The organism is Nostoc sp. (assembly GCF_036919615.1).
Classification (GTDB): domain Bacteria; phylum Cyanobacteriota; class Cyanobacteriia; order Cyanobacteriales; family Nostocaceae; genus Nostoc.
The window spans coordinates 1-11,284 of sequence record NZ_JBALCN010000002.1 but is presented as its reverse complement, the minus strand read 5'-3'; the positions used below and the strand labels follow the sequence as shown (position 1 = coordinate 11,284).

Genomic DNA, 11,284 nt, shown 5'->3' with positions numbered 1-11,284 from the left:
GCGATTTCAATCTTAAAAGGGCGGCTCATGGCTATTTTAATTTATCGAGTTTCTTTTCTCCATTATATGCAGCTTCATATAAAATTGGTATTAGATGCATGGTGATAAAATGGCGATATATTATCATCAACTAAAGCCTCTAAATCAAGTACACCCGATTGAATTGTGACTTTGGATGTATTATTGAAAAAATTAACTTCTTCTTTCTCATTTATAGATAGAACAGGAAGCTCCATAATTTCTTGAGATTGACTGTGGCGATTTGTCAGGTTACTATAACGTTTTGCAATACCTAAATCTCGTAAAGCATCACCTTCTAGCAGTGGAACAAAAGTGTAAAGCTCCACAGTACGCGGTTCAATCCAGGGTCTTAGAACACGACCTGCTCTTTGTGTAGGCTCAATTGCTGTCCAAGCTAGATCGTAATTGATAACTACAGGTGCATCTTGTAGGTTAATGCCAACACCATGAGCATCAGTTGAAATAAAAACTTCGTAAGTCTCTTCATACTTTCCTTCGGCTCGGTTTGCAACTGGAGCAAACTTTTTAATTGCCTGAAAAATATCTCGATCGCTCATAGGTACGTACTGACCTTCTCTTAGCTTAATTGTGCCAAATACTCTTAAATGGGGAAGTAAAGCATTAATAGCTTTCACTAGATAAGCCACTGTTGCACGACGCTCACAAAAAATGATAACTTTTTTATTACTAGAGTGAATTTCTTGGAGAATATTACATACAGATGCAAGCTTCTGATCATCAGTAAACTGCATTTGGTTTAATCGATTTAGGAGCGGCTGTAGTAGTTCACTGCGCTGAGATTGAGACATTTTGAACTCAAAGTCATATGACAAGTTTGGCTTGCCTGGAGTGTTAATAACTTTTTTGATAATTTCACGAAGTGCCCACGGTGAACTGGCCCAGGCAACTTCTGCTTGCGTTTCTATAAACTTGCGTGATTCTGGAGGATCTTTAACAGTAAAGCAACCATCCCTAAAAACTTGAGAAATTTCACTTTCTCTGAATAAATGGAAATTAACTCGATATAACTTTACAAGCGGAATATATCGCTTTTGCTGTCCAAACTCAATTAATATGCCAGTCTCTAGCTTCTGTCCATACTGTTGTGCAACATAAGGTGTAGTTAGTTGAGACACAACAGGTAAGTTAATAAATCCTTTTATACTATTTGTATGCCAATTGAAATTTTTTTTGTTTTGTTTATCCGAAAAAGTTTCAATTTCCGCAGTGTGAGGTAGAAGCAAAATTTGGTGATTGAGATTCCTAATATCTTTAGAATAAGGTGAACCAGTGAGAAGTAAGACTTTACAGCCACTTTCTTTAATTCGTGAAATCAATCTTTGGAATGAGCGCCTTCTAGGCCCTTCTGCACTATCATGGCAATTTCTGAATTGATGGCATTCATCAATAATAATGAGCCATTGCTTATTTATTTTTTCTTCTATTTCGATAAAGTGTTCAAGATTACAATCATCGCTTGGATCTTCTTTATCTAAAGCTTGACAGCCGATATAGGTCTGAGGGACACCCGCATCAATAAATTCAGATTCCCATTGCCTTTTTACTAATTTGGGGCCAATAATCAATACATGTAGAATTTTATCTGCTCTAAAAAGTGTCAAGGCGATATGAGTAGCAACAACGGTCTTTCCAAGTCCTGTTGAGGCAACCAACATCACTCCGTTATAATCGCTTATTTTCTGTAAAGCCTCAGCAATCATTGCTCTTTGATAATTCGTTGGCGGAGTATACCTGTTATCAAGTTCTACATCCTCAAAAGCAAGTAAGGTTTTGAGGTAAATATCCCACGGAGAAGCAAGTTTCAACCAATCTTCGAGAGCTTTAAGTAGTCTCTGAGTTAAATCTACTGCTTCGGCAAAATATTCATCAAATTCCTTGACAAGTTTTACAACTTCCTCTTTATGAATCAGTGGATTACCAGCTTCAACCTGTTTCATTAAGCCATTTTTAGTTAAATTTGCTGAGGTAATGATGACAACATTACAGTCAACAAAGTAAAGTTTTGCATGATGTTTCATAGCGCGTGCATCAACAATCCGAAATTGACCCGTTTGAATTTTCTCAACTAGATCTACTACAGCTTGACGACGATTACCTGGTGATGATCCTGTTGCTAAATCTTTCTTGATTTCTTGGATCAGAAGGCGCTGTGCGTGTCTTTCGTCTTGTCTTTGAGTTCGTTCGTTAATTCCAACCAACAGATCAACATACTTTCCTTTTACAACATCTCGAATCAGATCCCAGCCGTTTACGGTAAACCAGCCAGATGCAATACGAATTTTTGATTGACACGTTGGGAAGTAGTATTGGATTTCTTCATAGATTGTCTTGGGAGCAAACCAGGATTTTGGCGGAGAATCAATCATAACTCGATGTTTATATAAAGATGGCTTAGATTCAAGCTAGATTAGATAATAGTACATTTAAACTATAAAAGATAATACATTTGAACTAAATTTGGTTAATTATGTTACTTTTTAGCAGTTATTAACGAATTTAAGTGGTTCTAATTTGCAGACTATTTCTGGAAAGTTCTACTTTTGAGATTCGCCTGTTTCCACATTGGTAATCCGCAAGGTGTTTTGATGCCAGAATAAGGGCGAGAGAGGCAATCGCTCAAAGCCACTTCAAATTTCTTCCCCAATTTCACCAAAACAAAGAACCCATGCGCATTTCTGGTATGTCCGAACGACGCAAAATGAGCTTGTTTCAGGAAATAACGCGATCGCTCGTTGGCAGTAACGGTACAGGCCATTTAGGGCAAGAACTCAGGGAATTAAAACATCTTGGCGAAAATGATTTGGATAACCACTGGCGCGATCATGATCGTTTTCTCTTACTGGTAAACTCCCAATACGGTGTAAAAAAGTACTCAGCAATCAGCACTTTTAACTCAGCTTAATAACTTCAAGGTAAATTTAGCCTCCAGACTCAGTATTTTAGGTGTAAAACTTGTATTTAAATATATTTACTCTTATAAACTTGTGATGAACATTTCTTGGATGCTACCTTCTACAAGGTGACACAGGATTTGGAGTGTTTTTTTAACCATGAAGCGCAGACACAAAGTAGCTTATAGCTTAACATCGCTGATCAGTCTCAATTTAATATCTAGCTTAGTTGCATTTGATGGGGTAAACGCCACACCACCGAGAACCCCAGATAAAAGTGTCAATTGCGAGATTTTAGTTGTGGGTGGTGGACTATCTGGCGTCGCCACAGCTTACGAGGGGTTGCTAGCAGGACGAACGGTTTGCCTCACGGAAATTACTGACTGGCTAGGAGGACAAATTTCTGCTCAAGGGACATCTGCGTTAGACGAACGCCCAACTCAGCGAGCTCTCAAATTCTATTCTCGCGGCTACCTAGATTTGCGAAACCGGATTGGGCGCAAATACGGTAAACTTAACCCCGGTAACTGCTGGGTAAGTGAATCCTGCTTTCTTCCCCGCGATGCTCACACCATTTTGACCCAGATGCTTAAAGATGCCGAAAAGCGGGGCAAAGGGAAGTTGCAATGGTTTCCCAACACGGTAATTAAAGATTTGGAAATCGCTGCTGATGGCAAAATAATTAATAGTGCGATCGCTATCCAACATCAACCACCAAAAGGCGCACCACCTCTCAATACTTTTACTTTATCTCAAAGTATTGAAGATTCTTATAGCTACGAAAACTCATCTCGATTTACTAAAACTATTCTCCGTTTTATCCCCAAGGCAGCGGAAGGGGATGCTCCTAAATGGTACGTCGTAGACACCAGCGAAACTGGAGAAATTATCGCCCTTGCTGATGTCCCCTACCGATTAGGCATTGATGCCCGTTCCTACCTGGAACCTTCTGCTTCCAGCACCAACAATGATCCATATTGCCCTCAAGGCTTTACCTACACCTTTGCAATGGAGGCAACCAAGGAACCACAACCGCAGCCGATGCCCCCATTTTATTCACAATACGCCCCATATTTCAGCTATGAGTTAACGCGACTGGCTAACTTTGATTTGGTTTTCACCTATCGGCGCATTTGGAGTCCAAACAAAGGGAAACCAGCAAAATTTGGCGGTGTAAATTTTACTGCTTCTACACCAGGGGACATCTCCATGCAAAACTGGACTTGGGGTAATGATTACCGCCCTGGAACAGCCCAAGATAACCTGATTTACACTCGCCAACAGTTAGAAAGTACTGGGCAGTTAAAACCAGGGGGCTGGATGGGAGGATTGCGAACAGAAACCCTCCGCAAAGCTGAAGAAAATGCCCTATCTTTCTATTATTGGTTGGTAGCTGGGACTACAGATTCTCAACTGGGGGAGGGTATAAAGCAGCAGCAAGCTAATAACCGCTTGTTGTCAGGGCTAAATTCCCCGATGGGGACAGTACATGGCTTATCGAAATATCCCTACATGCGCGAAGGACGGCGCATCATTGGCCGCCCTAGTTGGGGGCAACCCGAAGGCTTTGGTATTTGGGAAATTGATATTTCTCGCCGAGATTACAATGATCTGTATTACCCCAAGACTCTGCCAGCAGATATGTATCGTAGACTACGAGCAGCACTTGCAGGTTTGGAAGCAGTATCAGTAATTGATGGTAAAGTTTCACCAGACAAAGCAATGCGGCGGACTCGTTCTACCGTCTTTCCCGATGCTGTGGGTATTGGTCACTACGCCATAGATTTCCATCCTTGCATGGTGAATAGTCCCCCAGAAGCCCCTGGTAACACAGAATATCCAGGCGAAAGACGTGGTGCTGGCCAAGCCTATCCCTTCCAAATTGCTCTGAGGGCGATGATTCCCCAGAAAATTGATAATTTGCTGGTAGGAGGCAAAAGCATTGCTACTAGTCATATTGCCGCTGCGGCCTATCGAGTCCATTCCTTTGAATGGTCATCTGGCGCAGCTGCTGGGACTGTTGCTAGTTTTGCCATCAAAAATGCGATCGCACCTTACCAACTAGTCGATGATTTACCCAAACAAGAGCCACAACTGGAAGCACTCAAACGGCTTTTGCAACAAAATGGCAACCCCACCGCCTTCCCCGATACATCCATTTTTAACGAAAACTGGGATAATTGGCGATAGGGCATTGGGCATTGGGCATTGGGTAATTCAATTTTGGATAATGGAATTGACGATAGCGCAGCTCTCTTCTCTATAAGAGGCTGCGCCAACGAGTCCGCGTCCCTTGCGCGTCTCGTAGAGAGCGTATGATTGGATTAAATTTCAATTCTTTAATCCAAAATCGCTCGACTGAGCGTAGCCGTTCGCGTAGCGTTCTGCAGGAAAGTCTAAAATCTAAAATTCTTACTCCTAACTCCTAATTCCTAACTCCCTAGTCCCCAGACAATGGACTAAACTAGTTGTTTATAGTGTAGTTTTGTAAAATCCTCTTGACCAATTGTTCTATGGTTACGACACTTTCAGCAGATGTTTACGGGATGGCCACAGCACCAACTATAGCTCCTGAACGGTCTAATCAAGTTACCCGTAAGACTTATCCGAATTACAAAGTGATTGTATTAAATGATGATTTTAATACATTCCAATATGTAGCTGAATGTTTGATGAAATATATTCCAGGGATGAATGGCGATCGCGCGTGGGATCTGACTAATCAGGTACACTATGAAGGTCAAGCAATCGTCTGGGTTGGTCCCCAAGAACCTGCGGAACTTTATCACCAGCAGCTGCGCCGAGCAGGTTTGACAATGGCACCTCTAGAAGCAGCTTAATTATCATGGGCAAACCCACCGTAGATCCTCTCCGAGCGGCTTCGCAAAAAGCTGGCAGACTGGTTTGGAACCACTCGACACACCTTCCTGGTCTCATCCCAATTTTAGAACGTCTTTGTCAGCACGATGGCATCCAAACCGTGACGCCGGGAGTGATTGGGCGGTCAAAAGGTCATTGTCCAAAAATGCAACTGCGTGTTTCAGTACCAATTCGCGGCGGCTATAAAGTAATTGCGCGGCAGGGGAAGACGGTACAAGAGGTGTTTATTTTGACCCCTTTGGCGCAGTCAGAACTGGAAACGGCATTAGCGATCGCGATGAAATCTTAATCATCCTTAATTCCCAATCACACCAGTTGCTCTCATAGCGGGAACGCTAAGAGCGTAGCTTGCTTCCCCGGAGGGGTACAAGTCGGTAAACCTGTCCTTCGCGCCTAATTCCCCTATGCCCCATGACTATTCCTCAACACGGTGGACTGCAAATTTGTGTAGTGGCAGACTAACAATGCAAGAAAAAGTTAAAAAATATGACAGAGCAGTAGTTATTCTCAAAGTCATTATTACAGATTCCCAGTCGGGTAAAACTATTTTCTCTATGCCAAAGGCTACACAGTAAACTAGCCAGTAAGTAAAGCTCATTCTAAACAGAATCTGCTCTGTTTCTTCCACATCATTTTTTTGCTGCTTACCGTCCCACAGTAACACCAGTCCAATAACGCAAGCCACAAAGGAAACAGCAACTACAAATTCGTGACAAAATATATTTAACGAATGCATTTGTGTTTATCCCCACATTTTTCACTTGAAATTCAGTCTAAAGGAATATTCCTTGCAGAAATACAAAATATTTACAAACCTCAATAGAGTCATCCAGATGTAAATAAATGCAACAAAAATTGTTGTTTTGCAAATCTAGATATTTTTAATGAAAATTAAATATTTTTGTTAAGCAGGCGATCGCAGATTGAAGCAGGAAATACCAATTCTGTAGGTTTAACAAGCGATCGCTATGAGCGACATTCTGGGCAAAATCCATGCAGTTAATGTCATTCATCAAACATATAAACCCTGGAAACATCGTCCTCAATCTGGATACTGGCGTTGTCAAAATTATTGACTTCGGGATTGCTACCCAATTTAATTGCACAAATCTGACTTTCAAAAGTCCTCATGTATTAGAAGGGACACTCACCTATTTATCTCTAGAGCAAGCGGGGCGGATAAACTGTTTACTCGATTACCGCACCGATTTTTACTCCCTCAGTGTGACGTTATACGAACTTCTAACGGGACATCTGCTGTTTCCGATAACAGATATTCTTGAGCTAGTCTATTGTCATATTACCAAAGCGCCTGTTCCACCTCACGAAGTGAATGTGACGATTCCCAAACCAGTTTCAGATAATATTTTGAAACTGATGGCGAAAAATGCAGAAGAACGCTATCAGAGTGCTTGGGGAATCAAAGCGGATTTATAAATCTGTATTTACCAATTAGAAGAAATTGGTAAAATTGATCGCATTCAACTGGGTCTTCAAGATGTTTCGGCTTGGTTTCAAATTCCTCAAAAGCTGTATGGAGGAGACAAAGAAGTAGGCAAATGCACAATCTTCTGTTTGAGCGTCAGAGATTCCTCAATGATGGCAATTTATTGGAGTATGCTAGCGAATTAGGGCTGGATCTCAATCAGTTGTGCCACGCAGTTCTTCGAGTTCATGGGTGCGATCCTTCTCAACTCATGGAAAGACGCCTTGGCGGCTTCTCTGCAAGACGCTGCGCGAACGCACAGCGTTCCGTTGGCGCAGCCTCTCCAAGAGTTGGAAAGGCGGTTCGATAGTTTTCACAACTCAAATAGGATTGCTATAGTTTACTAATTGCTGCGTGTTCAATAATCTCAGAAATGTTAACAATTTTCTGCTGATGTTTCACAAGCGCCAATACTTACCCAGCGGCTAGAACCATCTTCCCAATGCTCTTTTTTCCAAATCGGGGCATTGTGTTTGAGGGTATCAATAGCATACTGGCAAGCTTCAAACGCCTCACTTCGATGAGGACAACCCACTGCTACTAAAACGCTAATTTCTCCAACTTGCAAGCGTCCAGTGCGATGATGAATCACTACCCGATTTACATCAGACGCAGATAAGCGAATATCAGCAGCAATTTGATAAAATATCTGCAATGCCATCGGTTCGTAAGCTTGATACTCTAGAGCAATTACAGGTTTACCATCGGTTTGATTGCGAACCACGCCACTCATCATAACCACAGCACCATTGGCTGGATCGTCAGACTTGGCATAGATTTCTTCAACAGACAATGGTGCAAAGCTAATGGCAAAACTATCTTCGGCTTTTGGTTTAACAGCAGAGGCAAGTGTAGTCGTCATAAGTGCGTTGGTATTATGTGGGCTTTTTCTATTGTCTCTGAACAAAAGGCTGCTAGTGTATATTTAGTTGCTCTTGCTAATGCTTTTGGGCAAAACAAGGATTTTTTCGGATAAAAGTAATCAAGAAATTTATTAACTTAGTTGCATATATTACCGCTTACCTATTTTAGTGCAAGTAATTTTATCTGTTAACAAAAAATTATCAGGGTGTAAATCTTCTAAAATTTACTTAAAATGACCAAAACTCGCGATCATACTTCTGAAAGTATATTAGTATAATTAAAGTCATCAAGCTATATGCTTGCTCAATTATTTAAATAATCATTTGAGATATAGGTGGCAATGCCCAACGCCAATTGATCCACTTGGGAGAAGACTGCACTGGCTTACCTATAAAAAGCGCTGTAAATCCACATTTTTTAGTAACACGAGGTCAAATTGTCATTCGGCAATAGTTAGGAACAATTTAATGGAATCTTTAGTGTGTAACAATGAAGCAGCGAGGCTTGAGGCTCTGCTTCAGTACCAGATTCTCGACACTCCACCAGAAGAAGCATTCGACGATCTAGCGTTCTTAGCCGCACAGATTTGTAACACACCGATCGCCTTGATTAATCTAATTGACTCTAACCGTCAGTGGTTCAAAGCCAAGGTGGGGTTAGATGTACAGGAAATGCCACGAGATACTGGGTTATGCCCAATTTGTATGGAAAGTGGCGAAGTTTTAATTATTCCTGACACCTTAGCTGATGAACGATTTGCGACGAATCCTATAGTAACTTATGCTGGACTTAGTGTGAGATTTTATGCAGGCATACCTTTGTTAGCATCAGGAGGAGAAGCGATCGGGACTCTGTGTATAGTTGATCGCGTACCACGCCAAATCAGTCCCAAACAGGTGGAAGTACTGCAAACTCTTAGCCACATGGTAATTAGACAACTAGAGATCCGGCGGAACTTAGTTGAACTGGCAAGCGTTAAACAGGAGTACAAAGAGGCACAAGAAGCATTACACCAAAGCGAATCTACTTTCGGCAGCTTTTTTAACAGTTCGCCACTAATGATCGGAATTGCCGAGTTGGTAGATAATGACATCCTGCATATTTCGGATAACCCGGCCACAGCGAAGTTCTTTGGACTCACGCCAGAAGCAATGCAAAATCGCCTAGTGCGAGAGATGGGTGCAACAAACAAACATGTGTCCCAGTGGATTCATCACTACCGTCAAGCGGAACGTACCCAATCACCCGTCAAGTTTGAATATTCTGACGAGACTCCTCAAGGCCAAATATGGGTGTCAGCGACAGTCTCAGCAATTGGGGTAAATTCCGGTAGCCGGATGCAATTTGCCTATGTGGCTGAGGACATTACTGAACGCAAGCAAGTAGAACAAAAAATCCGCGAACAAGCGGCATTGCTGGATATTGTCACTGACGTAATTGTTGTACAAGATTTGTCGAACAAAATTTTATTATGGAACAAAAATGCTGAGAAACTTTACGGTTGGAAGTCAGAAGAAGCTATAGGCAAGCAGTCAGATGAACTTTTGTCCACTGAATCTTTGTCACAAAACCTAGAAATTTATCAGACTGTCTTAAAGGATGGATCTTGGCAAGGTGAGTTACAAAAAACCAGCAAATCTGGCAAAAAACTCATCGTTAAAAGTTGCTGGACGCTGATAAATGATCAACATTCTCAAGCCAAATCAATCCTTGTCATTGATACTGATATTACCCAGAAAAAACAACTAGAAAAACAATTTTTACATGCTCAACGCATGGAAAGTATAGGCGTTCTTGCGAGTGGCATTGCTCACGATTTAAATAATGTGTTGTCACCAATTTTGATGTCAGTACATCTGCTTAAAGCTAAAAGCTGCGATCAACAGATTAACCAGATACTGTCAATAATAGAAAGTAATGCCAAACGTGGTACTGATTTGGTAAAGCAAGTGCTGTCATTTGCTAGAGGAATTGGAGGCGATGTCCAAGGACAAGCCGCTACGCATCAATGCACTGTGCTTCAAGTTAAACACCTGATTTTAGAAATGCAGCCAATTATTTCACAAACATTTCCCAAATCAATTGCAGTTTATATTGAAATTCAGGATGAATTGTTACCTATTTGTGCTGATAGTACCCAACTGCATCAGGTACTGATTAATTTGTGTCTAAATGCGCGGGATGCCATGCCTACAGGCGGAACTTTAACAATATCTGCTGAGAATATTTGGATTGATGAAACTTACGCCAGTATGTATATAGAAGCTACAGTTGGTGCTTATATTGTCCTAACAGTTGCTGATACGGGGCTTGGAATCAACAGTGAAATATTAGATAGAATATTTGAACCATTTTTTACAACAAAAGAGTTGGGTAAAGGTACAGGACTTGGGCTATCAACAGTAATGACAATTATTAAAGAACACGGTGGTTTGATCAACGTGTCAAGTTGTGTAGGTAAGGGGACAAAGTTTAAGGTATACTTCCCAGCTGTTAATCAAGTTCCAATCCAGTCGTTAGAAGATATAGAAATACCAACTGGTTCTGGAGAATGCATTTTGGTTGTAGATGATGAAGCTGCCATTCAGGAAATTACTAAAACATCCTTAGAAAACTATAATTATACAGCGATTACTGCTAGTAATGGTATGGAAGCATTAGCAATTTATGCCCAGCATAAAGAGAAAATTAGTGCCGCAATTATCGATATGATCATGTCCAATATGGATGGAGCAACTACCATTTGCAGATTGCAAAACATAAATCCGTTATTGCCGATTATTGTTGTTAGTGGACTTGCAACAAGTGAACAAGTACCAATCGACAAAACAGCTGAACATACAGTCTTTTTACCCAAACCCTACACAACGCAAGAATTATTGAAAACCCTACATGCAGTTATTAGTCAATAGTACAATCGTCATTATCTAGACGATCGCAGTCATATCTACCTTTAATCTCTTGATTGAAAAAGCTGCCAACTGAGTCAGAAGAATGTAAATCTTCCCAAGTATCCTCATCTACGCCTCTTACTTTTCACGGGATGTGGAAAAGAAAGAGTGGTTCGCGATAGTCTATCGCGAACCAATTGCTATTCTTTATTATATTTGGAAGTTTCTTC

At 41.1% G+C, this 11,284-nt stretch carries 10 protein-coding genes and 2 pseudogenes; 7 read left to right on the top strand and 5 right to left on the bottom strand.

The annotated features are described in order from the left end of the window. Window positions 1-74 precede the first annotated feature (74 nt). Window positions 75-2,408 carry a helicase-related protein gene (locus tag V7K48_RS00830; protein WP_335068689.1) on the bottom strand — a complete coding sequence of 778 codons (2,334 nt, stop codon included), beginning with the start codon at window positions 2,406-2,408 and terminating at the stop codon, window positions 75-77. 299 nt (window positions 2,409-2,707) lie between these two features. Between V7K48_RS00830 and V7K48_RS00825 the strand changes: the two genes are divergently transcribed. The 4 genes from V7K48_RS00825 (at window position 2,708) to V7K48_RS00810 (ending at window position 6,102) form a co-directional block, all read left to right on the top strand. Continuing rightward, window positions 2,708-2,944, top strand: coding sequence for a hypothetical protein (locus V7K48_RS00825; protein WP_335068688.1), 237 nt, complete (start codon window positions 2,708-2,710; stop codon window positions 2,942-2,944). Between the two features lie 148 nt (window positions 2,945-3,092). Next, a complete protein-coding gene (locus tag V7K48_RS00820) occupies window positions 3,093-5,123 on the top strand; it encodes an FAD-dependent oxidoreductase (RefSeq protein ID WP_335068686.1) in 2,031 nt (676 codons plus the stop codon). 323 nt (window positions 5,124-5,446) lie between these two features. Further along, window positions 5,447-5,773: an ATP-dependent Clp protease adapter ClpS gene (clpS, locus tag V7K48_RS00815; RefSeq protein WP_335068684.1), complete on the top strand. Its 327-nt coding sequence runs from the start codon at window positions 5,447-5,449 to the stop codon at window positions 5,771-5,773. Between the two features lie 5 nt (window positions 5,774-5,778). Continuing rightward, window positions 5,779-6,102 (top strand): DUF2103 domain-containing protein, encoded by a 324-nt coding sequence (locus V7K48_RS00810; RefSeq protein ID WP_335068682.1) that lies wholly within the window; start codon window positions 5,779-5,781, stop codon window positions 6,100-6,102. Between the two features lie 126 nt (window positions 6,103-6,228). Here the strand turns inward: V7K48_RS00810 and V7K48_RS00805 are convergent, their stop codons facing one another. Then, a complete protein-coding gene (locus V7K48_RS00805) occupies window positions 6,229-6,549 on the bottom strand; it encodes a hypothetical protein (protein ID WP_334974985.1) in 321 nt (106 codons plus the stop codon). Window positions 6,550-6,694: 145 nt separating this feature from the next. Further along, window positions 6,695-6,826, bottom strand: coding sequence for a hypothetical protein (locus tag V7K48_RS00800; RefSeq protein ID WP_335068693.1), 132 nt, complete (start codon window positions 6,824-6,826; stop codon window positions 6,695-6,697). Here V7K48_RS00800 and V7K48_RS00795 point away from each other — a divergent pair. Together V7K48_RS00795 and V7K48_RS00790 are read left to right on the top strand one after the other, a co-directional pair. After that, a pseudogene (locus tag V7K48_RS00795) lies at window positions 6,773-7,367 on the top strand (serine/threonine protein kinase); the annotation flags it as partial. The gene V7K48_RS00800 and the pseudogene V7K48_RS00795 sit on opposite strands and share 54 nt — an antisense overlap. A 5-nt stretch (window positions 7,368-7,372) precedes the next feature. Next, entirely contained in the window at window positions 7,373-7,609 is a 237-nt protein-coding gene (locus V7K48_RS00790) for a hypothetical protein (RefSeq protein WP_335068691.1), read from the top strand. A 66-nt stretch (window positions 7,610-7,675) separates the two neighbouring features. Here V7K48_RS00790 and V7K48_RS00785 read toward each other — a convergent pair whose 3' ends face one another. Next, complete coding sequence (locus tag V7K48_RS00785; protein WP_335068680.1) at window positions 7,676-8,161, bottom strand: molybdenum cofactor biosynthesis protein MoaE; 486 nt, start codon at window positions 8,159-8,161, stop codon at window positions 7,676-7,678. Between the two features lie 469 nt (window positions 8,162-8,630). Here V7K48_RS00785 and V7K48_RS00780 point away from each other — a divergent pair, with 469 nt between their 5' ends. After that, window positions 8,631-11,075: a hybrid sensor histidine kinase/response regulator gene (locus V7K48_RS00780; RefSeq protein ID WP_335068678.1), complete on the top strand. Its 2,445-nt coding sequence runs from the start codon at window positions 8,631-8,633 to the stop codon at window positions 11,073-11,075. On the opposite strand, the pseudogene V7K48_RS00775 reads toward V7K48_RS00780, so the two are convergent. After that, a pseudogene (locus V7K48_RS00775) lies at window positions 11,065-11,178 on the bottom strand (KTSC domain-containing protein); the annotation flags it as partial. The gene V7K48_RS00780 and the pseudogene V7K48_RS00775 overlap by 11 nt on opposite strands. Window positions 11,179-11,284 lie beyond the last annotated feature (106 nt).

Excerpts from the sequence above, each read along its gene's own strand:
- V7K48_RS00830 (WP_335068689.1), bottom strand. The coding sequence starts at position 2,408 with ATGATTGATTCTCCGCCAAAATCCTGGTTTGCTCCCAAGACAATCTAT.
- V7K48_RS00825 (WP_335068688.1), top strand. The coding sequence starts at position 2,708 with ATGCGCATTTCTGGTATGTCCGAACGACGCAAAATGAGCTTGTTTCAG.
- V7K48_RS00820 (WP_335068686.1), top strand. The coding sequence starts at position 3,093 with ATGAAGCGCAGACACAAAGTAGCTTATAGCTTAACATCGCTGATCAGT.
- clpS (WP_335068684.1), top strand. The coding sequence starts at position 5,447 with ATGGTTACGACACTTTCAGCAGATGTTTACGGGATGGCCACAGCACCA.
- V7K48_RS00810 (WP_335068682.1), top strand. The coding sequence starts at position 5,779 with ATGGGCAAACCCACCGTAGATCCTCTCCGAGCGGCTTCGCAAAAAGCT.
- V7K48_RS00805 (WP_334974985.1), bottom strand. The coding sequence starts at position 6,549 with ATGCATTCGTTAAATATATTTTGTCACGAATTTGTAGTTGCTGTTTCC.
- V7K48_RS00800 (WP_335068693.1), bottom strand. The coding sequence starts at position 6,826 with ATGAATGACATTAACTGCATGGATTTTGCCCAGAATGTCGCTCATAGC.
- V7K48_RS00790 (WP_335068691.1), top strand. The coding sequence starts at position 7,373 with ATGCACAATCTTCTGTTTGAGCGTCAGAGATTCCTCAATGATGGCAAT.
- V7K48_RS00785 (WP_335068680.1), bottom strand. The coding sequence starts at position 8,161 with ATGACGACTACACTTGCCTCTGCTGTTAAACCAAAAGCCGAAGATAGT.
- V7K48_RS00780 (WP_335068678.1), top strand. The coding sequence starts at position 8,631 with ATGGAATCTTTAGTGTGTAACAATGAAGCAGCGAGGCTTGAGGCTCTG.